The 23,836-nt window shown below is 71.6% G+C and carries 21 protein-coding genes and 1 pseudogene; 13 read left to right on the top strand and 9 right to left on the bottom strand.

Annotation, left to right across the window (positions count from 1 at the left end):
- Both ACWDSL_RS17950 and ACWDSL_RS17945 read right to left on the bottom strand, forming a co-directional pair.
- A pseudogene (locus ACWDSL_RS17950) lies at positions 1–458 on the bottom strand (hypothetical protein); the annotation flags it as partial.
- Positions 455–1,438: an aldo/keto reductase gene (locus ACWDSL_RS17945; RefSeq protein ID WP_450486382.1), complete on the bottom strand. Its 984-nt coding sequence runs from the start codon at positions 1,436–1,438 to the stop codon at positions 455–457. The gene ACWDSL_RS17945 and the pseudogene ACWDSL_RS17950, both read right to left, overlap by 4 nt.
- A gap of 127 nt (positions 1,439–1,565) precedes the next feature.
- Between ACWDSL_RS17945 and ACWDSL_RS17940 the strand changes: the two genes are divergently transcribed.
- Positions 1,566–2,615, top strand: coding sequence for an LLM class F420-dependent oxidoreductase (locus ACWDSL_RS17940; protein WP_450486380.1), 1,050 nt, complete (start codon positions 1,566–1,568; stop codon positions 2,613–2,615).
- Between the two features lie 283 nt (positions 2,616–2,898).
- On the top strand, positions 2,899–3,687 hold the full coding sequence (locus ACWDSL_RS17935) for a ferritin-like domain-containing protein (RefSeq protein ID WP_450486378.1): 789 nt from the start codon (positions 2,899–2,901) through the stop codon (positions 3,685–3,687).
- Positions 3,688–3,697: 10 nt separating this feature from the next.
- Here ACWDSL_RS17935 and corA read toward each other — a convergent pair whose 3' ends face one another.
- Positions 3,698–4,687 carry a magnesium/cobalt transporter CorA gene (gene corA / locus ACWDSL_RS17930; protein WP_450486376.1) on the bottom strand — a complete coding sequence of 330 codons (990 nt, stop codon included), beginning with the start codon at positions 4,685–4,687 and terminating at the stop codon, positions 3,698–3,700.
- An 83-nt stretch (positions 4,688–4,770) separates the two neighbouring features.
- Here corA and ACWDSL_RS17925 point away from each other — a divergent pair, with 83 nt between their 5' ends.
- The 4 genes from ACWDSL_RS17925 (at position 4,771) to mshC (ending at position 8,438) form a co-directional block, all read left to right on the top strand.
- The gene (locus ACWDSL_RS17925) at positions 4,771–5,502 is read left to right on the top strand and encodes a histidine phosphatase family protein (RefSeq protein WP_450486374.1); all 732 of its coding nucleotides are present in this window, start codon (positions 4,771–4,773) and stop codon (positions 5,500–5,502) included.
- 140 nt (positions 5,503–5,642) lie between these two features.
- Positions 5,643–6,230 (top strand): DUF3090 domain-containing protein, encoded by a 588-nt coding sequence (locus tag ACWDSL_RS17920; protein WP_450486372.1) that lies wholly within the window; start codon positions 5,643–5,645, stop codon positions 6,228–6,230.
- Positions 6,197–7,075, top strand: a complete 879-nt coding sequence (locus ACWDSL_RS17915; RefSeq protein WP_450486370.1) for an SCO1664 family protein — start codon at positions 6,197–6,199, stop codon at positions 7,073–7,075. The genes ACWDSL_RS17920 and ACWDSL_RS17915 overlap by 34 nt, the downstream gene beginning before the upstream one ends.
- 133 nt (positions 7,076–7,208) lie before the next feature.
- Positions 7,209–8,438, top strand: a complete 1,230-nt coding sequence (gene mshC / locus ACWDSL_RS17910) for a cysteine--1-D-myo-inosityl 2-amino-2-deoxy-alpha-D-glucopyranoside ligase (RefSeq protein ID WP_450486368.1) — start codon at positions 7,209–7,211, stop codon at positions 8,436–8,438.
- Positions 8,439–8,676: 238 nt separating this feature from the next.
- Here mshC and ACWDSL_RS17905 read toward each other — a convergent pair whose 3' ends face one another.
- A complete protein-coding gene (locus ACWDSL_RS17905; protein ID WP_450486367.1) occupies positions 8,677–9,825 on the bottom strand; it encodes a PAC2 family protein in 1,149 nt (382 codons plus the stop codon).
- 326 nt (positions 9,826–10,151) lie between these two features.
- Here ACWDSL_RS17905 and ACWDSL_RS17900 point away from each other — a divergent pair, with 326 nt between their 5' ends.
- The 7 genes from ACWDSL_RS17900 (at position 10,152) to ACWDSL_RS17870 (ending at position 18,057) form a co-directional block, all read left to right on the top strand.
- Positions 10,152–11,519, top strand: coding sequence for an enolase C-terminal domain-like protein (locus tag ACWDSL_RS17900; protein ID WP_450486386.1), 1,368 nt, complete (start codon positions 10,152–10,154; stop codon positions 11,517–11,519).
- Positions 11,516–12,301: an SDR family NAD(P)-dependent oxidoreductase gene (locus ACWDSL_RS17895; RefSeq protein WP_450486365.1), complete on the top strand. Its 786-nt coding sequence runs from the start codon at positions 11,516–11,518 to the stop codon at positions 12,299–12,301. The genes ACWDSL_RS17900 and ACWDSL_RS17895 overlap by 4 nt, the downstream gene beginning before the upstream one ends.
- An 83-nt stretch (positions 12,302–12,384) precedes the next feature.
- On the top strand, positions 12,385–13,419 hold the full coding sequence (locus tag ACWDSL_RS17890; protein ID WP_450486363.1) for a sugar ABC transporter substrate-binding protein: 1,035 nt from the start codon (positions 12,385–12,387) through the stop codon (positions 13,417–13,419).
- 2 nt (positions 13,420–13,421) lie between these two features.
- A complete protein-coding gene (locus tag ACWDSL_RS17885) occupies positions 13,422–15,071 on the top strand; it encodes a sugar ABC transporter ATP-binding protein (protein ID WP_450486361.1) in 1,650 nt (549 codons plus the stop codon).
- On the top strand, positions 15,068–16,123 hold the full coding sequence (locus ACWDSL_RS17880; protein ID WP_450486359.1) for an ABC transporter permease: 1,056 nt from the start codon (positions 15,068–15,070) through the stop codon (positions 16,121–16,123). Before ACWDSL_RS17885 ends, ACWDSL_RS17880 begins: the two co-directional genes overlap by 4 nt.
- Before the next feature lie 19 nt (positions 16,124–16,142).
- Positions 16,143–17,144, top strand: a complete 1,002-nt coding sequence (locus ACWDSL_RS17875; protein WP_450486357.1) for an aldo/keto reductase — start codon at positions 16,143–16,145, stop codon at positions 17,142–17,144.
- 64 nt (positions 17,145–17,208) lie between these two features.
- Entirely contained in the window at positions 17,209–18,057 is an 849-nt protein-coding gene (locus ACWDSL_RS17870) for an amidohydrolase family protein (RefSeq protein WP_450486355.1), read from the top strand.
- Between the two features lie 78 nt (positions 18,058–18,135).
- Here the strand turns inward: ACWDSL_RS17870 and ACWDSL_RS17865 are convergent, their stop codons facing one another.
- The 5 genes from ACWDSL_RS17865 to ACWDSL_RS17845 all read right to left on the bottom strand — a co-directional run bounded on the left by ACWDSL_RS17865 (position 18,136) and on the right by ACWDSL_RS17845 (position 23,822).
- Positions 18,136–18,807, bottom strand: coding sequence for a FadR/GntR family transcriptional regulator (locus ACWDSL_RS17865; RefSeq protein WP_014181029.1), 672 nt, complete (start codon positions 18,805–18,807; stop codon positions 18,136–18,138).
- A 170-nt stretch (positions 18,808–18,977) separates the two neighbouring features.
- A complete protein-coding gene (locus tag ACWDSL_RS17860; RefSeq protein ID WP_450486353.1) occupies positions 18,978–19,448 on the bottom strand; it encodes a hypothetical protein in 471 nt (156 codons plus the stop codon).
- A 387-nt stretch (positions 19,449–19,835) separates the two neighbouring features.
- Complete coding sequence (locus ACWDSL_RS17855) at positions 19,836–21,449, bottom strand: FAD-dependent oxidoreductase (protein ID WP_450486351.1); 1,614 nt, start codon at positions 21,447–21,449, stop codon at positions 19,836–19,838.
- A gap of 3 nt (positions 21,450–21,452) precedes the next feature.
- Entirely contained in the window at positions 21,453–22,979 is a 1,527-nt protein-coding gene (glpK, locus tag ACWDSL_RS17850) for a glycerol kinase GlpK (protein ID WP_450486349.1), read from the bottom strand.
- Positions 22,980–23,027: 48 nt separating this feature from the next.
- Complete coding sequence (locus ACWDSL_RS17845; RefSeq protein ID WP_450486347.1) at positions 23,028–23,822, bottom strand: MIP/aquaporin family protein; 795 nt, start codon at positions 23,820–23,822, stop codon at positions 23,028–23,030.
- Between the last annotated feature and the right edge of the window lie 14 nt (positions 23,823–23,836).

Raw genomic sequence — 23,836 nt, 5'->3', positions numbered from 1 at the left:
AGGCATCCGCCCGATCGTGGTCCTCCTCCGGCGGTGCCTGTTCCAGGATGATGTGGGCGTTGGTGGCCACCGGCTCCCTCGCCGCCCGCCGACGTCCGGTCGGCCGGGGCCCCGGCGCCCCCAGAAGAGGGTGCGTCCGCGCTGTCGCCCGGCGCCGCCGACCCGCTCCCCGAGCCGGAAGAGGCCGGGCCACCGGCCGCCGCGTCATCGCCCGCTGCCGACGGATCACCGGGGGCGAGCCCCGCGGCACCGCTTTCCGAAGGCCGGCCGGTCCGGTCCGCGGGGCTCACGGGCTCCCCGCTGTCGGCGCCGTCGCCGGTGTCCGTGTCGGCGCCGCCCTCAGCGCGCGGCGGGATGGCGGCGTCCGCGTCCGTATCCGTCCGCGCCGCGGGGGTGCTGGTGGTGGGCTCCTCCTGAGGTGCGGAGGCGGCCTCGCCGGCGAGGCGGTCGGTACTCACAGCGTGCTCCAGTCCTGATCGGGATAGCGGTGCACGGGCGCCGACACATCGTCGAGCGCCTGGCAGATTTCCTCCGGAAGACTAAGCGCCTCCACCGACAGGGCCGCCCTGAGCTGCTGCGCGTTCCGCGCGCCGACGATCGGCGCGGTGACGCCCGGGCGGTCGCGGACCCAGGCCAGCGCCACATGCAGCGGGGTGGTCGCCAGGCCGTCGGCCGCGGTGGAGATCGCCTCGACGATCCGGCTCGCCTCCTCGTCGAGATACGGGGCGACGAAGGCCGCCATCTGCTCGGAGGCGCCGCGCGAGTCGGCCGGGGTCGTGTGGCGGTACTTGCCGGTCAGCACCCCGCGGCCCAGCGGGGAGGAGGGCAGTATGCCCAGGCCCAGGTCCAGGGCGGCGGGCAGCACCTCCCGCTCGATTCCGCGCTGCAGCAGCGAATACTCCATCTGCGTGCTGGCGAGCCGGGTGTGCGTGCCGGACGAGGCGAGCTGCCAGGTGGCCGCCTTGGCGAGCTGCCAGCCGGAGAAGTTGGACACCCCCACATACCGCGCCCGCCCGCTGCTGACCGCGATGTCCAGCGCCTGAAGCGTCTCCTCGATCGGGGTGGCCGGATCGAAGGCGTGCACCTGCCACACATCGACATAGTCGGTGCCGAGCCGCGCGAGCGAGCCGTCGAGCGCGGCCAACAGATGGCCCCGCGAGCAGTCGAAGCGGCGGTCGGGGTCGGGGACGCTGCCCGCCTTGGTGGCGATCTGCAGATCGCGGCGCGGCACAAGGCCCTCCATCAGCCGGCCCAGAAGGTACTCGGCGCCGCCGTCCGCGTACACATCGGCGGTGTCCACGAGGGTCCCGCCCGCTTCCCAGAACGCCTTGAGCTGATCCGCGGCGTCGTGTTCTTCGGTGTCCCGCCCCCAGGTGAGCGTGCCGAGCCCGAGCCGGGATACGCGCAGGCCCGTGCGGCCGAGGTGCCTTAGCTCCATGAACGTTGAGATTACTGGCCGGAGATCAAACCGTGTCGGCCTGTGGATAACCCGGTCCTGACGTACCCGGACGCGGCGCGCTAGAGTCCGGGCAACAAGGACGTTACTGATCGGTAAGGGGTGCGGCATGAGGCTCGGAATCAATCTCGGCTACTGGGGCGCCGGGATGGACGCGGACAACCTCGCGGTCGCCCGGGAGGCCGACCGCCTCGGCTACGCGGTCTGCTGGGCCGCCGAGGCGTACGGCTCCGACGCCGCCACCGTGCTCAGCTGGGTGGCCGCACAGACCGAGCGCATCGACGTCGGGTCCGCCATCTTCCAGATCCCGGCCCGTACGCCCGCGATGACGGCGATGACCGCCGCGACCCTCGACTCGCTCTCCGGAGGCCGCTTCCGGCTCGGGCTCGGCGTCTCCGGGCCGCAGGTCTCCGAGGGCTGGTACGGCGTGCGGTTCGACAAGCCGCTGGCCCGCACCCGCGAGTATGTGGAGATCATCCGCAAGGCCATGTCGCGCGAGCGTCTGACGCACGAGGGCGAGAACTGGACCCTGCCGCTGCCCGGCGGCCCGGGCAAGCCCATCAAGCTCACCGTGCACCCGGTGCGCGAGCACATCCCGCTGTACATCGCGGCCATCGGCCCCAAGAACCTCGAGCAGACCGGTGAGATCGCCGACGGCGCGCTGCTCGTCTTCTTCTCGCCCGAGCACGCCGAGGCGACGACCCTGGGCGCGCTCCGCGCCGGCCGGGAGAAGGCGGGCAAGAGCATGGACGACTTCGACCTGGTGCCCACCGTCCCGATGGCGGTCGGCGAGGACATCGACGCCCTCGCCGATGTCTTCCGCCCCTACACCGCGCTGTACGTGGGCGGCATGGGCAGCGCGAAGCAGAACTTCTACAACAAACTGGCGCAGCGGATGGGGTACGAGAAGGAGGCCGCCGAGATCCAGGAGAAGTACCTGGCCGGCGACAAAGAGGGCGCGGCCGCGGCCATTCCGCGAGAGCTGATCGACTCCACCGCGCTGCTCGGCCCCGTCGAGCGCATCGCCGACCGTATGCAGGCGTACGCCGAGGCCGGGGTCACCACGCTGTCGCTGTCCCCCGCGGGCTTCAGCCTCGAAGAGCGGATCTCGGGGCTCCGTACGGGTGTCGAGGCGCTGGAGCGAGCGGGGCTGGCCTAGGAAGCAGCACCCCGGGCTAGGAAGCAGCCCCCCGGGCGTAGGAAGAGGCACCCCGGGCGTCCGGGAAGGCCTACGGCCGTGGTGGGGGCTCGGGGTGTCTTCCCCGCCACGGCCGTCACCCAGCACAACGCCTCGGCGTCCGCGCGGTTACGCGACCGCGCGGACGCCCGCGCGGTCCCTCGTCCGGCGGAGCCGGACGGCCCACCTGTTGCCGCCGCCGACGCAGGGCATTTGACTTCTTCTGCGCGGAAGTCGTGCGACGCCGGGCACGGAGGTGGCGGAGATGCTGTCGGCGAAAAGGCTGTTCCAGGAGATCATCGACAACGATGAATCCTTCCGGCTCTTCTGCTCCATCGCTGCCAGCGGCGAGGCCCAGGGCGGCTGGGAGAACGGAAGGATCGCCGCCCTGGTACCGGAGAGCCGGCGCGCCCTCGCCCCGAAGATCACCCGGCATGGCGCGGACGAGGACAAGCACGGCAGGATCTTCAACGCCCTGCTGCGCCGGCGCGGCCTCGAACCGGTCGAGGTCCCGCGCGAGACCGACTACACCATGCTGCTCGAAGCGCGAGGCATCGGCCTCGCCCACGACAAGCTGCGCCGCGACGAGCCGCTGACCGAGCACGACATCATCACCTACCTCGTCCACAGCCGGGTCACCGAGCAGCGGGCCTCTGCCCAGATGGCGATGTTGTGCCGGTACTTCGGGGACGATCCGCTCGTCGGCCGCGCGGTCAGGATGATCTCGAACGACGAGGACAACCACCTCGCCTATTGCCACGAGGAACTGCTGCGCCTTGCCGCCGCCGGGCACGGCCCGACCATCCAGCGGGCCCTCAAGGAGTGCGCACTCGTCGAAGCGCGGGTCCACCGCGATGTCAGCCTCGCCGTCATGGCCCATATGGGCCGCATCCTGGGCTGGTCGAGGGCCAGAGCCGGGCTGCTGGCGGCCGGCATCCACGCGCTGTATCTGTTCGAGTGGCTGGGCGGCTGGCGGCGCATGGTGACGCTGCGGATGCCGGAGCGGCGGGACGCACTCGGCGGGCGCGCGACGCCCGCTCCCGAATTCGCCTGACCCAGGCGCCTCACAGCCAGCCGCGTCGCCTGAAGAAGCGGTGCAGCCCGAAAACCACCCCGGCCATGAGCAGCAGCACCGCCGGATAGCCCCATGTCCACGACAGCTCGGGCATATGGTCGAAGTTCATGCCGTAGACCCCGGCGATCAGCGTGGGCACCGCGGCCATCGCTGCCCACGCCGAGATCTTCCGCATGTCGTCGTTCTGCCGCACGCCCATCTGCGCCAGATGCGCGGCCAGTATGTCCGACAGCAGCCGGTCCAGCCCCTCGACATGTTCGTTCACCCGGGTCAGATGGTCGCTGACATCACGGAAGAACGGCCGCGACCCCTCGTGGACGAACGACACCCCCGTCCCCGCGAGCCGTGCCATCGGCTCCGCCAGCGGCCCCGTGGCCCGCCGGAATTCGAGCACTTGGCGCTTGAAGCCGTAGATCCGGCCGGCCGTGTTCATCGCCGACCCGACCGGGCTGAACACCTCCGTCTCCAACTCGTCCAGGTCGAGACGGAGCGCGTCCGCGACATCCAGGTAGTGGTCCACGACCGCGTCGGACACCGCGTACATCACGGCCGTCGGTCCGTGCTGCAGCACCTCGGGCATCTTCTCCAGCCGCTCGCGCACCGCGCTCAGCGGATTGGCCTGGCCGTGCCGTACGGTCACCACGAAGGAGTCGCCGACGAACACCATCAGCTCGCCGGTGGTGACGGTGTCGGCCGTGTCGTCGTACTCGACCGGCTTCAGCACCAGGAACAGCGAGTCGTCGTAGACCTCGAGCTTGGGCCGCTGGTGGGCGCATAGCGCGTCCTCGACGGCCAGCGGGTGCAGCCCGAACTCGCTGGTGACCAGCTCGAACTCCTTCTCGGTCGGCTCGTGCAGGCCGATCCAGAGGAAGGAGTCACCCTCCGCTCGCGCCTGGTCGAGGGCGTCGGAGAAGTCGGCAGGCCCCTCGGTACGCCGCCCGTCTTGGTAGATGCCACAGTCCACGATCACGCGGGGCATTCTGCCCCGCTTGCGGCGAAAGCGCACGGGCGGTCTCCCGGGCGGGCCAGGGAGCGCTGTGCGGGGGCCGTAGGGTGGCAGCCATGCCCACGCTCATCCTCGTACGGCACGGCCGGTCCACCGCCAATACCGCAGGAGTCCTCGCGGGCTGGACGCCCGGCGTCGCACTCGACGAGCGCGGCACCGCCCAGGCCGCGGCTCTGCCCGGACGGCTCGCCGCGCTGCCGCTCGCCGCCGCCGTCACCAGCCCGCTGCAGCGCTGCCAGGAGACCCTGGCCCCGCTGCTCGCCGCCCGGCCGGAGGTGCCCCTGCACACCGACGAGCGGATCGGGGAGTGCCACTACGGCGACTGGTCCGGGCGCAAGCTGGCCGAGCTCGCCGACGAACCCCTGATGAGAGTCGTCCAGCAGCACCCGTCCGCCGCCGCGTTCCCGGGCGGCGAGTCCATGCGGTCGATGCAGGCGCGCGCGGTCGACGCGGTGCGCGACTGGAACGCCCGGATCGAGGAGGAGCACGGCGCCGACGCGGTGTATCTGATGTGCTCGCACGGCGACATCATCAAGGCGCTCGTCGCCGACGCCCTCGGCATGCATCTGGACCTCTTCCAGCGCATCTCGGTCGAGCCCTGTTCGGTCACCGCCGTCCGCTACACCCAGCTGCGCCCCTTCGTCGTGCGGCTGGGCGACACCGGCGACTTCGGCTCCCTCGCGCCCCTCGCGCCCCGTGAGGAGGGCGCGGACGAGGGCCCGGGCGAGAGCGCGGACGCGGGCCGGACCGGGGACGCGGAGGTGGGCGGCGGCGCGGGGGCACCGTGATCGCCGAGCGCAGTAGGGTGGTGCCGCGGAGCCGCCGGGCCGCGCACAGCCGTGGCCGGGCATACGTGCGTCCCAGCAGCCGACAGCCAAGACCCTGAAAACCACGTCGCAAACCACGCCGAACCAAATGGAGCAGGACGTTGTCCCGTCAGGTGTTCCTCTATGACCCGCCGGACCGTTTCGTCGCCGGCACGGTCGGGCTGCCCGGGCGCCGCACCTTTTTCCTGCAGGCGTCCGGGGGCGGCCGGACCACCAGCGTCGCGCTGGAGAAGACCCAGGTCGCCGCGCTCGCCGAGCGGATAGACGAGCTGCTGGACGAGGTGGTGCGGCGCACCGGTGGCAACGCCCCGGTGCCGGCCGTCGCGCCTCAGGAGCTCAGTGACACCGCGCCGCTGGAAGTCCCCGTGGAGGAGGAGTTCCGGGTCGGCACCATGGCGCTCGCCTGGGACGGCGAGGAACAGCGCATGATCGTGGAGGCGCAGGCCCTCGTCGAGCTGGAGGCCGAGTCCGAGGAAGACCTCGCGGAGGCCGAGGAGCGGCTGCTCCAGGACGAGGTCAACGGGCCGCCGATGCTTCGGGTGCGGCTCACCGGGCCTCAGGCGCGCGCGTTCGCCAAGCGCGCCCTGGAGGTCGTCAACGCCGGCCGGCCACCGTGCCCGCTGTGCAGTCTGCCGCTCGACCCGGAGGGACACGTATGTCCGCGCCAGAACGGATATCGCCGCGCGTGACGCCTCCGGAGCCCTCCGGGCCTTCGGGGCCCCCGGGGGCTCCCGAGCCGTCCGAGCTGTTGGCGCTGGGTGAGCTGACGGTGCGCGGCCGGGTCCGGGAGGCGTCCAACGCGGTGCTGTACTGCACCGTCGAGTACGAGGGCCACAGCGTCGCCTGCGTGTACAAGCCGGTGGCCGGGGAGCGCCCGCTGTGGGACTTCCCGGACGGCACGCTGGCCCAGCGCGAGGTCGCGGCGTACGAGCTCTCCGAGGCCACCGGCTGGGGCCTGGTGCCGCCGACGGTGCTGCGGGACGGGCCGTACGGGCAGGGCATGTGCCAGCTGTGGATCGAGGCGGCCGACGGCGAGGACGGCGACGGCGCGCCGGAACTGCTCGCGCTCGTGGACGGCGATGAGCCGGGCCCGGGGTGGAAGGCCGTCGCCTTCGCCGAGGTGGACGAGGGCCGCACCGCACTGCTGGTGCACGCCGACGACGAGCGGCTGCGCCGGCTGGCCGTCCTCGACGCCGTGATCAACAACGGCGACCGCAAAGGCGGCCATCTGCTGCCCACCGCCGACGGACAGATCTATGCGATTGATCACGGTGTGACCTTCAACGCGGACGACAAGCTGCGCACCTTGCTGTGGGGCTGGGCGGGCGAGCCGCTGTCCGACGAGGCGCTGACCGTACTGCGGCGGCTCGCGGACCGGCTGGCCGACGGCGATCCGCTCACCGCCCGGCTGGCCGAGCTGATCACCGAAGCCGAGATCGCGGCGCTGCGCGCCCGGATCGCGGCCCTGCTGCGGTCCGGGCGCCACCCCAAGCCCAGCGGACAGTGGCCCGCCATCCCCTGGCCCCCGGTCTGACGCGTCGTACCGGGCAGACGGCGTGGACACAGCAGACACAGCAGGTCACGGGCGATTCCGCAAGACCGCCTATCAAGCCAACTAGGCCCCATCCGGTTCGTATCCGGAAGCTGCGTCCGGTTACGCTCGACACATGTATGCCTGGCCCGCTTCCGAGGTGCCCGCCCTGCCTGGCAGAGGCCGCGACCTGAGGATCCACGACACCGCGACCGGGGGACCGCTCACCCTCGACCCCGGCCCCGTCGCCCGCATCTACGTCTGCGGGATCACCCCGTACGACGCCACCCACATGGGACATGCGGCGACCTACAACGCGTTTGACCTCGTACAACGCGTGTGGCTCGACACCAAGCGGCAGGTGCACTACGTCCAGAACGTCACCGATATCGACGACCCCCTACTTGAGCGCGCCGTGGCGAACGGCGACGACTGGACGGCCCTCGCGGAGCGCGAGACCACCCTGTTCCGCGAGGACATGACGGCGCTGCGGATGCTGCCGCCGCGCCACTACATCGGCGCCGTGGAGGCGATCCCGGGCATCGTGCCCCTCGTGGAGCGGCTGCGCGACGCGGGTGCCGCCTACGAGCTCGAGGGCGACATCTACTTCTCCGTCGAGTCGGACCCCTCCTTCGGCGGCGTATCCGGGCTCGACGCCGAGGCCATGCGGCTGCTGTCGGCCGAGCGCGGCGGCGACCCTGACCGCCCCGGCAAGAAGAACCCCCTGGACCCCATGCTGTGGCTGGCCGCCCGTCCGGGCGAGCCGAGTTGGGACGGCGCATCCCTGGGGCGCGGCCGCCCCGGCTGGCACATAGAGTGCGTGGCCATCGCGCTGGACCACCTCGGCATGGGCTTCGACATACAGGGCGGCGGCTCCGATCTCGCCTTCCCCCACCATGAGATGGGCGCCTCGCACGCCCAGGTGCTCACCGGGGAGCGGCCGTTCGCCAAGGCGTACGTCCACGCGGGCATGGTCGCCCTCGACGGCGAGAAGATGTCCAAGTCCAAGGGCAATCTCGTCTTCGTCTCCGCGCTGCGCCGCGACGGCGTGGACCCGGCGGCCATCCGCCTGGCGCTCCTCGCGCACCACTACCGCGAGGACTGGGAGTGGACCGCCGGCGTCCTCCAGGAGGCCCAGGAGCGCCTTGCCCGCTGGCGCGCCGCCGTCTCCCGCCCCGACGGCCCCCCGGCCGACGCCCTCCTGGACGAGATCCGCACCGCCCTCGCCAACGACCTCGACGCCCCGGCCGCGCTCGCCGCGGTCGACCGCTGGGCCTCGGCCCAGGCGTCCGAGGGCGGCACGGACGAGGGGGCGCCGGGTCTGGTGTCCCGCGCGGTGGACGCGCTGCTGGGCGTCGCGCTGTAGGAGAGCAACCTTGGGCCGTCGGCCCGGTGTCGCGCCCCGTACGGGCTGCGGGCACCGGGCCGACGGCCGTTGCTTGCCTTTTTGTACGCCCATGGCGCCATGCGGTGGCTACTGGGGTCCGGGGGAAGGCCCTTGGCGGCACCCGTAGCGGCATTGATCTGCGGCTCGGCCCGGAGGCTCGGCCTGAGCCTCCGGGTCCGGCCCGGGGCGGCCCGGCTCGGCCCGGGCCAGGGCGCGCTCAGTCGTCCTGGTCGCCGTCCGGGCGCTCGCTGCCGCCGCTCTGCTCGCCGCCGCTCTCGTCGCCTTCGCCGTTCTCGCCGTTCTCGTCCCGCTCCTCCGCCGTGTCGTCCTTCGCCGAAGGTCTCCGCGGCCGCGCGGAGCCGGAGCCGGTGCCCGAGCCCGAGCTGGTGCCGGCGCTGGGGCCGGCCCCAGCACCCGGGGCCGAGGAGTCGCGCAGATACGAGCCGGTGCCGCCTGCGCCGCCCTCGCGTCCGTCCGCGATCCCGCCGCCCGCATCCGTCGCATGGCCGCCCGGGCCCGGCTGGCCGTCCCGGCGCCGCAGATAGCGCTCGAATTCGCGGGCGATCGCCTCGCCCGAAGCCTCCGGCAGCTCCGCCGTGTCGCGGGCCTCCTCCAGGGACTGGACGTACTCCGCGACCTCGCTGTCCTCCGCGGCGAGTTGATCGACCCCAAGCTGCCAGGCGCGCGCGTCCTCCGTCAGCTCGCCGAGCGGGATGCGCACGCCGATCAGGTCCTCGAGGCGGTTGAGCAGGGCCAGGGTGGCCTTGGGGTTCGGCGGCTGCGAGACGTAGTGCGGCACGGCCGCCCACAGGCTGACCGCTGGGACTCCGGCGTGGGTGCACGCCTCCTGGAGGATGCCGACGATGCCCGTAGGCCCCTCGTAGCGCGACTCCTCCAGGTCGAGGCTGCGGGCCAGATCCGGGTCGGAGGTGACGCCGCTGACCGGCACCGGCCGGGTGTGCGGGGTGTCGCCGAGCAGCGCGCCGAGGACCACGACCATCTCGACGCCCAACTCATGGGCATAACCGAGGATCTCGTTGCAGAACGACCGCCAGCGCATGCTCGGTTCGATGCCGCGCACCAGCACCAGGTCGCGCGGCTTGTCGCCGCCGCCCGCGCGGACCACCGAGAGCCGGGTGGTCGGCCAGGTGACCTTGCGGATCCCGCCTTCGAGCGCCACGGTCGGCCGGTTGACCTGGAAGTCGTAGTAGTCCTCGGCGTCGAGCGCGGCGAAGACCTCGCCCTTCCATTCCCGATCCAGGTGCCCCACCGCGGTGGAGGCGGCGTCTCCGGCGTCGTTCCAGCCCTCGAAGGCACAGATCATGACCGGGTCGATCAGCTCGGGAACCCCCTCAAGCTCGATCACCCAGCGCCTCCTTCCGACCGGGGCGTACGGGTCCGTACCGCCTCCGGCTGCAGTTCCATTCGCATCGTCCCAAGCCTACGGCGTCCGGGGGTCCCCGCCGCAGCCCCCATGTGGGGGTGGGGAAGAGCAAGGGACAGAGGCGAGCCAGAGGGCGAGGCAGGGGGAGTAGCGGAGCGGCGAGCAGAGATTCATCCGATCTGTTCCCCGGCCGCTCTGAGGAAATTTCGTGCACCCCTCTGGACGGACGAGCCCATACGGCGCTATACATCGGATCACCGCGAAACGTCCGATGTTCTATCGCGCCGTACAGGGAGTCCCCATTGAGATTGCGCCCGACCGTCACCGAGATCGAGGTCCATGACGTCCGGTTTCCCACCTCGGAACAGCTTGACGGCTCGGACGCCATGAACCCCGACCCCGACTACTCGGCGGCGTACGTCGTGCTGCGCACGGACGCGACGGAGGGCGCGGAGGGGGACGCGGCCGACGAGACCGGTGGCGCCCCGGCCGAGGGGCACGGGTTCGTCTTCACGATCGGCCGTGGCAACGATGTCACCGCGGCCGCGATCCGCTCGCTGCGCCCCCATGTCGTGGGCCGCCCCGCCCCGCTGACCGCCGCCGACCTCGGCGCCCTCTACCGGGATCTGACACACGATTCGCAGCTGCGCTGGCTCGGCCCCGAGAAGGGCGTGATGCATATGGCGGCCGGCGCGGTGGTCAACGCCGCCTGGGACCTCGCCGCCCGGCAGGCGGGCAAGCCGCTGTGGCAGTTCCTCGCCGATATGCCGCCCGAAGACCTCGTCGAGCTGGTCGACTTCCGCTATCTCACCGACGCCCTCACCCCCGAGGAGGCGCTGGAGATCCTGCGCGCCGCCGAGCCGGGCCGCGCCGAGCGGGCCGCCCAGCTGCGCGAACGGGGCTATCCCGCCTACACCACCTCCCCGGGCTGGCTCGGCTACTCCGACGAGAAAATGATCAAGCTCGCGCAGGAGGCCGTCGCCGACGGCTTCGGACAGATCAAGCTCAAGGTCGGCGGCGACCTCGACGAGGACCTGCGGCGGATGCGGCTGGCCCGCGAGGCCGTCGGCCCCGAGGTGCGGATCGCGGCCGACGCCAACCAGCGCTGGGATGTGGCCGAGGCGCTGCGCTGGATGCGCGCCCTGGCGCCGTACGAGCCGCACTGGATCGAGGAGCCCACCAGCCCCGACGACGTCCTCGGGCACGCCGCCATCCGCAGCGGACAGCCCGTCAAGGTCGCCACCGGCGAACATGTCGCCAACCGCGTCGTGTTCAAGCAGCTGCTGCAGGCCGGCGCCGTGGACTTCGTACAGATCGACGCGGCGCGGGTGGCCGGCGTCAACGAGAACCTGGCGATCATGCTGCTCGCCGCCAAGTTCGGCGTGCCGGTCTGCCCGCACGCCGGCGGGGTGGGCCTGTGCGAACTCGTCCAGCATCTGGCCATGTTCGACTTCGTCGCGGTCTCGGGCAGCTGGGAGGACCGGGCCATCGAGTACGTCGACCACCTCCACGAGCACTTCGCCGACCCGGCCGTCGTCGAGGGCGGCCGCTATCTCGCCCCGGCCGCGCCCGGCTTCTCCGCCCGGATGCACCCCGAGTCCATCGCCGCCTACCGCTACCCGGACGGGCCCGAGTGGCAGGCCCGGAACGCCGCACAACAGGAGGGAACGTCGTGAACCAGGCCCACCCGACCGGCGACTTCGAGGGACTGGCCGCACTGGTCACCGGCGGCGCCTCCGGTATCGGCGCCGCGATCGCCACCCTGCTGCGCGACCGCGGCGCGCGGGTCGCGGTGCTCGACCGCGACCCGGCCGGCGCCCCCGCCGGCACCCTGGCGGTGAAGGCCGACGTCACTTCGGACGAGGCGATACGGAGCGGCGTCGCCGAGGCCGTGGCCGAGTTCGGGGCGCTGCACACCGTCGTGGGCAACGCCGGGATCGGCGCCATCGGCACAGTCGAGGACAACGCCGACGACGAGTGGCACCGGGTGCTGGACGTCAACGTCCTGGGCCTGGTCCGGACCGCCCGCGCCGCGCTGCCCCATCTGCGCGCCGCCGCGGCCGAGCGGCCCGGCAGCGTCTCCATCACCCACACCTGCTCGATCGCGGCGACCGCGGGGCTGCCGCAGCGCGCCGCCTACAGCGCCAGCAAGGGCGCGGTGCTCGCGCTGACCCTGGCCATGGCCGCCGACCACATACGCGAGGGCATCCGCGTCAACTGCGTCAACCCCGGCACCGTCGACACCCCCTGGGTCGGCCGGCTGCTCGGCCGGGCCGACGACCCGGCGGCCGAGCGCACCGCCCTGGAATCCCGTCAGCCGACCGGACGGCTGGTGGCCGCCGACGAGGTGGCGGCGGCCGTCGCGTATCTGGCCAGCCCCGCCGCCGCGGCCGTCACCGGCACCGCGCTGCCCGTCGACGGGGGGATGCAGGGCCTGCGCCTGCGCCCCGCCACCTGACGGACCCGGGGCGTACGCCCCCCAGCACGACCCCCACAGCACTGGAGCACAGAGCCGCACCATTCGATCAAGGACGGGACTCGATGACGAGACTCCGCACGACCGGCACCGTCGCCTGTGCCGTGCTGCTCGCCGCCGCCGCTCTCGCGGGCTGCAACCGCGAGAGCAACGGCGCCGGTGGTGGCAAGGTCGGCATCGACATGCCGCGCACCGACACGGACTTCTGGAACTCCTATCAGCAGTACCTCGAGAAGGGCATCGACGACGGCACGGTCAACGCGCTGCCGCTGTCCAACTCGCAGAACGACATCGCCAAGCTCGTCGCCAACGTCCAGGCCTTCACCGACCAGGGCGCCAAGGCGATCATCATGGCCCCCCAGGACACCGGCGCGATCTCCTCCACCCTGGACCATCTCAAGGAGAAGAAGATCCCCGTCGTCAGCGTGGACACCCGCCCGGACGCGGGCGAGGTCTACATGGTCGTACGGGCCGACAACCGAGCCTACGGCACCAACGCCTGCGAGTACCTGGGCAAGCAACTGGGCGGCAAGGGCCGGGTCGCCGAGCTGCAGGGCGACCTCAGCTCCATCAACGGCCGCGACCGCTCCGAGGCGTTTGCCTCCTGCATGAAGGAGAAGTTCCCGGGCATCACGGTGCACGAGCTGCCCACCGACTGGAAGGGCGACGTCGCCTCCGCCAAGCTGCAGAGCCTGCTGGCCCAGCACAAGGATCTCGACGGCATCTATATGCAGGCCGGCGGCGCCTTCCTGCAGCCCACGCTCGCGCTGCTTGAGCAGAAGAAGCTGCTCAAGCCCGCCGGGTCCGACGGGCACATCACGATCATCTCCAACGACGGCATCCCGGAGGAGCTGGACGCGATCCGCTCCGGGAAGATCGACGCCACCCTCTCCCAGCCCGCCGACCTGTACGCCAAGTACGCGCTGGAATACGCCAAGGCGGCTCTGGACGGCAAGAAGTTCAAACCTGGCAAGACCGACCACGACTCCGAGATCGTCAAGATCAAGAACGGCCTGGAGGACCAGCTCCCGGCGCCGCTGGTCACCAAGGAGAACGTCGACGACAAGAAGCTGTGGGCCAACCAGCTCGAGAAGAAGTAGCCATGGCCGTCGCTGACCAGCCCGCCGCCGCTGACCAGCCAACCTCCGCGGAGCCCAGCGTCGTACGGGCGGAGCGCATCGTCAAACGGTTCGGGCCGACCCTGGCCCTGGACCGCGCGCAGCTGGCCGTACGGCCGGGGGAGGCCCATGCGCTGGTCGGGCGCAACGGGGCGGGGAAGTCCACGCTGGTGTCCGTGCTGACCGGCATGGAACGCCCCGACGAGGGCACCGTCACCTTCTCGGACGAGCCCGCCCCCGGCTACGGCGACACCGCCGCCTGGCAGCGCAAGGTGGCCTGCGTCTACCAGAAGTCCATGGTGGTGCCCGACCTGACGGTCGCCGAAAACCTCTACCTCGGCCGCTTCCAGGGCGCCTCGCGGATCCGCTGGCGCGCGCTGCGCCAGGACGCCCGGGCCCTGCTGGCCGAGTACGGGGTGGACGTCGACCCGCAGACCCGCGCCAAGGACCTCACCGTCGAGCAGGGGCAGTTCGTCGAGATCGCCAGGGCGCTGTCCTTCGGCGCCCGTCTGATCATCCTCGACGAGCCCACCGCGCAGCTCGACGCGGGCGGCATCGAACGGCTCTTCAGCAAACTGCGCGAACTGCGCCGCCAGGGCGTCGCCTTCCTGTTTATCTCGCACCATCTGCAGGAGGTCTACGAACTCTGCGACACCGTCACCGTCTTCCGCGACGCCCGGCATGTGGTGACCGCCCCGGTCGCCGAGCTGCCCAAGGACGAGCTGGTCGCGGCGATGACCGGGGACGCCGAGGCCGGGCCGCCCAAGGGGGTGCGGGGCGCGGTGCCCGCGGCCGTACCGCGCGAAGAGGCCGGCCCGGGCGCGGAGCCGGTGCTGCGCACCGAAGGGCTGTCCCGCACGGGCGAGTTCGACCCACTCGACCTGGTGGTGCGGCCGGGCGAGGTGGTGGGCCTGGCCGGGGCGACGGCCAGCGGCAACACCGCGGTCGGCGAGACCCTGGTGGGGCTGCGCAAACAGGACGGCGGGCAGGTGGTGGTGCGCGGCCGCGCCGTGCGCCCCGGGAGCGTGCCGCACGCCATCGACGCGGGCATCGGGTACGTGCCCGAGGACCGGCACCGCCAGGGCCTGGTCCTGGGCCGCAGCGTCGCCGAGAACGCCACGCTGACGGTGACCGACCAACTCGGGCCCTTCGGGACGGTGCTGCCCTCCCGGACCCGGGCCTTCGCCGGCCGCATGATCGCCTCGCTCGACATCAAGACCTCGGGCCCCGGGCAGGTCGTCTCCGGCCTCTCGGGCGGCAACCAGCAGAAGGTCGTCATCGCGCGGGCGCTGGCGCGCGAGCCGAGCGTCCTGGTGGCCATCCGCCCCACCGCGGGCGTGGACGTGAAGTCCAAGGACGCGCTGCTTGGCGTCGTACGGGAGGTGGCGGCGGCCGGCAGCGGCGCGCTCATCGTCTCCGACGAACTGGACGACCTGCGGGTCTGCGACCGCGTTCTGGCGTTCTTCCACGGGCGCGTCGTGGCCGAGTTCGGCAGCGACTGGAGCGACCGCGGGCTGGTCGCCGCGATGGAGGGGATGGCGGGACCGGAAACGGAACCCGGCGCGGAAAAAGCAGGTATAGCAACAGAAGGCAGAAACGGCGCATTCAAGGGGAAAGAGGGAAGCCAGTCATGACCGATACCACACGGCAGCGCCCCGCCGACGTGGTGGCGGCCGGCGAAGCGACGGCGGCGACAGCGGCGGGACGGGCGCGGCCGAAGATCGACATCGCCGGCTGGCGGGATCTGTCGCTGGTCCCGGTGATCTTCGTGCTGGGCGTGATCGGCTTCATCGTCTCGCCCGCCTTCCTCACCCAGGACAATCTGATCGGCGTCGTCCAGCAGTCCACCGAGCTGGGGCTGCTGGTGCTGGGCGAGGCGCTGATCCTGATCTGCGGGCGGATGGACCTCTCCCTGGAGTCGACCATCGCCGTCGCGCCCGTGATCGCCCTGTGGCTGGTGCTGCCCGCCCACGGCGCCCGGTTCGAGGGCCTGGGCCTGCTGCCCACCTGGACCGCGATCCCGCTGTGCCTGGCCGTCGGCGCCGCGATCGGGGCTGCCAACGGCTTCCTCATCCTCAAACTGCGCGTCAACGGGTTCATCGCCACCCTCGGCATGCTCACCATGCTGCGCGGCCTCCAGGTCGGCGTCGCCGAGGGCCAGTCGATCATCAACGTCCCCGAGTCCTTCCGCTACCTGGGCAAGGCCCAATGGATGGGCGCCCCGGCGGCCGTGTGGATCTGCCTGGGTCTTTACGCGATCGGCGGCCTGGCGCTGGGCTATCTGCGGCACGGGCGCGCGCTGTACGCGATCGGCGGCAACCCGGAGGCCGCCCGCGCGGCGGGCATCCGGGTCGACCGGATCACCTGGATCGTGCTGTCCGTCGGCGGGCTGCTCGCCGCCTTCGCCGGCATCCTCTTCACCGGCCACTACGGCTCGGTGGCCGCCACCCAGGGCAACGGCTGGATCTTCCAGGTGTTCGCCGCCGCGGTCATCGGAGGCATCAGCCTCAAGGGCGGCCGCGGCACGCTCTTCGGGGCGCTCACGGGTGTGCTTACGCTGCAGTTGGTGGTCAATGTGATGACGCTCGGCGGCGTACCGCCCCTGTGGAACCAGTTCATCAACGGCTCGATCATCATCGTCGCGCTCATCATCTCCCGCTACGCCAGCGGCGAGAAGCAGGACTGACCAGAAGGACGGATGACCCATGGCGCAGCCACCAGAGGGGCCGCGTGAGCTCGGGCGCACGGGCGTGTACGTACCGGCGCTCGGGCTCGGCTGCGCGCCCCTGGGCAATCTGTACACGGCCATGCCCGACGAGCGCGCCCTGGCCACCGTCCAGGCCGCATTCGAGGCCGGATGCACCTATATGGACACCGCGCCGCACTATGGGGTCGGCCTGTCGGAGGAGCGCCTCGGCCGCGCGCTGACGGGCCGCGACCGCGCCTCGTACACCGTGTCCACCAAGGTGGGGCGCGCCCTGCGGCCCCGGAAGCCCGGGGAGCCGGTCGACGCCCAGGGCTTTGTGGACACCCCGGACCGCGTCCGCGAGCGGCGGCTGACCCGGGACGGGATCCGCGCCACTCTGGAGTCCTCGCTGGACCGTCTCGGCCTGGAGAGCGTGGACATCGTCTACCTCCACGATGTGGAAAACCACATCCGCGAGGTCTATGAGACGGCCTTCCCGGCCCTGGCCGAGCTGCGCGACCAGAAGCGCGTACGTGCCATCGGCTTCGGCATGAACCACAGCGATGTGCTCGCCCGGTTCGTGGCCGACCTCGATGTCGACGTGGTGCTGTGCGCCGGCCGCTGGACCCTCCTGGAGCGCACCGCCTACGACGACCTGCTGCCGGTGTGCGAGCGGCGCGGCACCTCTGTGGTGGTCGGCGGCGTCTACAACTCCGGGCTGCTCGCCGACCCGAGCCCGGACGCGCACTACAACTACGAGCGGACGCCCGCCGACATGCTGGAGCGCGCCCGGCAACTGGCCGCGGTCTGCGGCGAGTTCGGCGTACCGCTGCGGGCGGCGGCCCTGCGCTTCCCCTTCGGCCACCCGGCCGTGGCCGCGGCGGTCGTCGGCTGCGCCTCGCCGGAGGAGGTGCGGGACAACGCCGAAATGTTCGGCCACGACATCCCGGACGAGCTGTGGCCGGCCCTGGTGGACCGGGGCCTGCTCGACGAGGATGTCCCCCTGCCGATCGCTCGCTGAGCCCACGCCGACCGACCGCCTGTTGTTTGGCCGACCCGCCGCCGATCCCGAGGAGCGCCCCTCCGTGCCGCGCATCGACGCCCACCACCACCTGTGGGACCTGGACCGCCGTGAACAGCCGTGGATGGACGGCCCCTGGGCCGACCCGATCCGCCGTACGTTCACCCTCGAGGACCTGGAGCCGCACCTCGCCGCGCACGGCGTCGACGCGACCGTCGTCGTCCAGTCCAGCTCCTCGCACGAGGAGACGCTGGAACTCCTCGCCACGGCCGGGGCGTCCGACCGTGTCGCGGGCGTCGTGGGCTGGGCCGACCTCACCGACCCCGGCCTGCCCGATGTGCTCGCGGCCCTGCGCGCCGCGCCCGGCGGCGACCGCCTCGTCGGCCTGCGCCACCAGGTGCAGGACGAGCCGGACCAGCGGTGGCTGGACCGCCCCGACGTCCGCAGGGGGCTGACCCGGTTGGCCGGGGCGGACCTCGTCTACGACCTGCTGGTCACCCCGCGCGAGCTGCCCGCGGCCATCGACGCCGTCCGCGACCTGCCCGAGGTGCGCTTCGTCCTCGACCACGCGGCCAAGCCGCCCGTCGCGAGCGGCGCCCGCGACCCGTGGGACCGGCAACTGGCCGCGCTGGCGGCCCTGCCGAACGTCGTCTGCAAGCTCTCCGGCCTGGTGACCGAGGCCGCCTGGGACGGCTGGCAGCCGGAGCAGGTGCTGCCCTACGCCTGGCATGTGCTGGACGCCTTCGGCCCCGACCGGGTGCTCTTCGGGTCCGACTGGCCGGTGTGCACCCTGGCCGCGTCCTACGACCAGGTGGCCGACCTGGCCGGCCGCGCCACGCTCCGCCTCACGGAGGCGGAGCGGGCGGCGGTGTTCGGGGGCGCGGCGGTCCGTGCGTACGGCCTGAAGGCATAGCACCGCGTACGCGGCGCCTGGACGTCCAGGCGCCGCGTACGGCCTGGATACCCAGGCGCGTACGGCCCGAACGTCCCGTCACAGCGTCGAGCGCAGCCACTGCTCCACGCTCGCGACATGCACCGTCGCCCAGGACCGCGCCGCCTCCGCGTCGCGGTCCCGCAGCGCGCCCAGGATCGCCCGGTGCTCGTGCAGCGTGCGGCTGACCGCGTCCTCCTGGGTCAGCCCGCGCCAGACGCGGGCGCGGGTGGTGGGCCCGGACAGGCCGTCCAGCAGCGAGCACAGCACCGAGTTGCCGGAGGCCTGGACGATGCCCCGGTGGAACTCCAGGTCGCAGGCGACCAGCTCCTCCACCGACGGCTCCGGCCCGAGCGCGTCCAGCTGCGCGGCCAGCGCGTCCAGCGTGGCGTCGCTGATCCGGGCGCAGGCCTGTGCGGTGGCCGCGGGCTCCAGGATGCGCCGGACCGCGAGGAATTCCAGCACCGTGTCGTCGCGGTGGAAGTCGACGACGAAGCTCAGCGCCTCCAGCAGCAGCTGCGGGTCCAGACTGGTGACATACGTACCGTCGCCCTGGCGCACGTCCAGGATCCGGATCAGCGACAGGGCGCGCACCGCCTCGCGCAGCGAATTGCGGGACAGGCCCAGCTCGGCGGCGAGTTCACTCTCTTTAGGAAGCCGGTCACCCGGGCGCAGCGCACCCGAGACGATCATGCCTTTGATCTTTTCGATCGCCTCGTCGGTGACCGCCATCATGGACCTCCCCGGTTCAGACATCCGATGTCTGCCCCCATTATGGCGCCTGACGTCGGCTGCTCGTCGACGAGGGCAGCATGGCACGCCGAACGGACCGGCGTCCCCTGCCGGGGTGGACGCCGGTCCGCTGGCGATCACATGGGGTGCCTGGGACGCGCTGTACGCGATCAGAAGGTGAACGGACCCGGCGACTGGGCCGAGGTGGCGGTGCAGTTCACCGTGATGAGACCGAAGATCACCAGCTTCAGCGACTTGGCCTCGAGCTTGTCGCCGGCGGCGACCGTGCCCTTGAGCGGACCGGTGGTCACGTCGGCCCCGGTCTTGATGGCCGGGTTGGAGTTGCCGGTGAATGTCGTGGTTCCGGAGCCGTTCTTGGACAGGGTCAGCGTCGAGTTGACCGAGCCCGCCGGAACGTCGATGGGTGCCTTGATGGCGCCCGAGGACAGGGTGATGGTCGCGGAGGTCCCGCTCTGCGTGGCCGTGAGGGTGGCCAGGCCGGAGCCGTAGGTTCCGCACTCGGCCGTCAGGGTCGCGGTGGTCGGGGTGACCGCGTTGGCCCCCGGCGCCAGTGCGAGCGCGCCCATGGCCATTCCCGCTGCTCCCAGTGCCGTGCCGATCCCGAGTTTCATGCGTCTCATGGGACTGCCTTCCGGTGTGGGGGAAGTGCCTGCCTAGCCGCGTCAGTGCATGGTGCTTGGTGACTTGTTGCGTGGAGCGGCGCACGCGAGACACGGCGGGATCCCGGGCGCGCCCGAGGGCGCGTCGCTGCGTACGTGTGCGCGGTGCGGGGGGTGAGATCGCGCGGGGCTGCGGCTCGGGCCTCGCACAGACCGCCACCAGTCCTGACTTGCCGTCAGGCGGGGCGCTGTTATTGATGCGCGCGCCATCGAAGAACGCAAGAGCGATTCATTGATTTTTTACTGACGAGTCAGTTGGCGCAGCGGCCGAGGGGGAGGCTCCACAGCGGAGCCTCCCCCTCGGGAGTACGGGCGTACGGGCTACGGGCGACGTACGGGCCGGGCCCGTCAGACCGCGCGGTGGTCCAGCAGCTTCTGGACCCGGGCGCGCACCTCGTCGCCGTCCAGTCCGCGGATCGTCAAGGTGGTGCGGCGGCGCAGCACATCGTCCGCCGTCTGCGCCCACTCGTGGTCGCGGGCGTAGACGACCTGGGCCCAGATCTCCGGCGCGTCCGGGTGGATCCGCTCACCGAGCGCCGGGTCCTCGTTGGCCAGCCGCGCGATGTCGAAGGAGAGCGAACCGTAGTGCGTCGCCAGGTGGCGCGCGGTGTCCGCGGCCATCCGCGGGCCGGGGGTGCCGCCGTCCACCAGCAGCCGGTGCGCGACCGCGTGCGGGTTGGCCAGGCCCGGCAGCGGGACGTGCTTGGGCAGCTGGGATATGGGCTCCATATCGTCCGCGAGCGGGTGGCCGGGCAGCTGCGCGAGCTTGTTCATCACGGTGCGGCCGATGTGGCGGAAGGTGGTCCACTTGCCGCCCGCGATGGAGAGCATCCCACCGCGCCCCTCGGTGACGACCGTCTCCCGCTTGGCCTTGGCGGTGTCCCCGGGGCCGCCGGGCAGCACCCGGAGACCGGCGAAGGAGTAGGTGATCAGGTCGCGGGACAGCTGCTGGTCCCGGATGGAGAAGGCGGCCTCGTCGAGTATCTGGGTGATGTCCTGCTCGTTCACCCGGACATCGGCCGGGTCGCCCTCGTACGCCTCGTCGGTGGTGCCGAGCAGCAGCATGTCCTCCCAGGGGAGGGCGAAGGTGATGCGGTACTTGTCGATCGGGGTCGCCAGCGCCGCCCGCCACGGCGCGGTGCGCTTGAGGACCAGGTGCGCGCCCTTGGAGAGCCGGATGGACGGGGCCGCGTTCGGGTCCTCCATCCTGCGCAGGTGGTCCACCCACGGACCGGTGGCGTTCAGCACCAGCCGGGCGTTCACCCCGAACTCGGTCCCGTCCAGGCGGTCCCGGAGCTCCGCGCCGGTGACCCGGCCGTCGGTCTTCCGCAGCCCCACCACCTCGGCGTGGTTGAGCACGGTCGCGCCCGCCTCGACGGCAGCCCGCACCGTCATCAGGGCCATACGGCTGTCGTTCATCTGGCCGTCGCCGTACACCGCGACCGCCTTGAGGCCCTCGGTGCGCAGCTCGGGGACGTCCCGTACGGCCTTGTCGGCGCTGATCACATGGCCGACGCCGTCCCGGAAGGCGGAGAGGGCCGAGTACGCGAACACGCCCGCGCCGAGCTTGGCCGCGCCGTGCGGGCCGCCCTTGTAGACCGGCAGGTAGAAGGTGAGCGGATTCGCCAGGTGGGGGGCGACGCTGCGGGAGACCGCGCGCCGCTCGAAGTGGTTCTCGGCGACCAGCTTGACCGCGCCGGTCTGCAGATAGCGCAGCCCGCCGTGGAGCAGCTTGGAGGAGGCCGAGGAGGTGGCGCCGGCGAAGTCGCCGGCGTCCACCATGGCCACCCGCAGTCCCGACTGCGCCGCGTGCCAGGCAGTGGTGATGCCCAGAATGCCGCCGCCGATCACCAGGAGGTCGTGCGTTGCCTTGGACAGCTGTTCCCGGGTTTCGGCGCGGCTCGGAAGAGAGCCGGCAGCCGGGTGCGTCCCGAGGGCCGGGACGCTCTGCAGGGTGGTCATTGCTTACTCCTCGTCTTCGATCCAGCCCATGGTCCGCTCAACGGCCTTGAGCCAGTTCTTGTACTCGCGGTCGCGGACATCCGCGTCCATGCGGGGGGTCCACTCGGCGGCGCGGCGCCAGTTGGCGCGCAGCGCCTCGGTGTCCGGCCAGAAGCCGACGGCCAGACCGGCGGCGTAGGCGGCGCCGAGGCAGGTGGTCTCGGCGACCATCGGCCGCACCACGGGCGCGTCCAGGGCGTTGGAGAGCGTCTGCATCAGCAGGTTGTTGGAGGTCATACCGCCGTCGACCTTGAGCGCGGTGAGCTCGACGCCGGAGTCCTTGGTCATCGCGTCGACGATCTCGCGGGTCTGCCAGGCGGTGGCCTCGAGCACGGCGCGCGCGATGTGGGCCTTGGTGACATAGCGGGTCAGACCCGCGATGACGCCACGCGCGTCATCGCGCCAGTAGGGCGCGAACAGACCGGAGAAGGCCGGTACGAAGTAGGCGCCGCCGTTGTCCTCGACCGAGCTGGCCAGGGTCTCGATCTCGGCCGCGCTGTTGATCAGCCCCATCTGGTCGCGCATCCACTGCACCAGCGAACCGGTGACGGCGATCGAGCCCTCGAGGGCGTAGACCGGCTTCTGGTCGCCGATGCGGTAGCCGACGGTGGTCAGCAGGCCGTTGTACGAGTTGACGGGCTTGCCACCGGTGTTCATCAGCAGGAACGTTCCGGTGCCGTAGGTCGACTTGGCCTCGCCCTCGGAGAAGCAGGTCTGGCCGAAGAGGGCGGCCTGCTGGTCACCGAGCGCGGAGGCCACCGGCACGCCCGCGAGGACGCCCTCGGCGGTGGTCCCGTACACCTCGGCGGAGGAGCGGATCTCGGGCAGCACGGCCGCCGGGATCTCCATCGAGGACAGGATGCGCTCGTCCCAGTCGAGGGTCTGGAGGTTCATCAGCAGCGTGCGGGAGGCGTTGGTGACGTCGGTGACGTGCACGCCTCCGTTGGTGCCGCCGGTGAGGTTCCAGATCACCCAGGAGTCCATGGTGCCGAAGAGGATCTCGCCGGCCTCCGCGCGCTCACGCAGCCCCTCGACGTTGTCGAGCAGCCAGCGGATCTTCGGGCCCGCGAAGTACGAGGCGAGCGGCAGACCGGTCTCCCGGCGGAACCGGTCCTGGCCGACGTTGCGGCCGAGCTCCCGGCACAGGGCGTCGGTGCGGGTGTCCTGCCAGACGATGGCGTTGTGCACCGGCTCGCCGGTGTTCTTGTCCCACAGCAGCGTGGTCTCACGCTGGTTGGTGATGCCGATCGCCTTCACATCGGCGGAGGTGATGCCGGCCTTGCTGATGGCCCCGGCGACGACTTCCCGGACGTTCTCCCAGATCTCGGTCGCGTTGTGTTCGACCCAGCCGGGCTTGGGGAAGATCTGCTCGTGCTCCTTCTGATCGACCGAGACGATGCGGCCGTCCCGGTCGAAGACGATGCAACGGCTCGAGGTGGTGCCCTGGTCGATCGCTGCGATGAACGGACCGGTGGAGTGGGTGTCGGTCATGGTGTGCGGCTCTCCTGCGCGTCAAGAGGGGGTGGAATGGGGTTAGGGCTAGGCGAAGGCGATCTCGTAGATGCCGCCGGCGATGGCGCCGCCGATGAGCGGGCCGACGACGGGGATCCAGGCGTAGCCCCAGTCCGAGCCGCCCTTGTTGGGCAGCGGCAGGAGGGCGTGGGCGATACGGGGACCGAGGTCACGGGCCGGGTTGATGGCGTAGCCGGTCGGTCCGCCGAGCGAGAGGCCGATGCCGACCACGACCAGCGAGGTGATCAGCACGCCGATGACGCCCAGGCCGTGGCCGTCCCCGTTCAGACCCTGGGTGAGGATGGCCAGCACCAGCACGGTCGTGGCGATGATCTCGGTGGCCAGGTTCTGCACCGTGTTGCGGATCTCGGGGCCGGTGGAGAAGATGCCGAGCACCGGGCCGGCGTCGGACTTCGCCTGGGCGGAGGCCTTGGCCGTGTCCTGGGCGCCGGGGCCGCCGACGATCTCGCGGTCGGTCAGATGGGCCTGGAAGTGGCCCAGGTAGGCGACCCACACCAAGGTGGCCCCGATGATGGCGCCGGTCATCTGACCGAGCACATAGATCGGCACATCACTCCACTCGGTGCCGCCCTCGATCGCGAGGCCCAGCGTCACAGCGGGATTGAGATGCGCCCCGGACAGGGGGGCCGAGATATACGCGCCGGTCAGTACGGCGAAGCCCCACCCGAAGGTGATGGCCAGCCATCCCGCGCCGAACGCCTTGGAGCGCTTCAAGACAACGCCGGCGACGACGCCACCGCCGAGCAGGATGAGTACGGCGGTACCGATGGTCTCGCCAATGAAGATGTCGGAGCTGGACACCCGCGACTCCTTTG

The sequence above is a fragment of the Streptomyces sp. NPDC000941 genome, from assembly GCF_053599555.1.
This window is presented reverse-complemented; position numbering and strand designations above follow the sequence as displayed.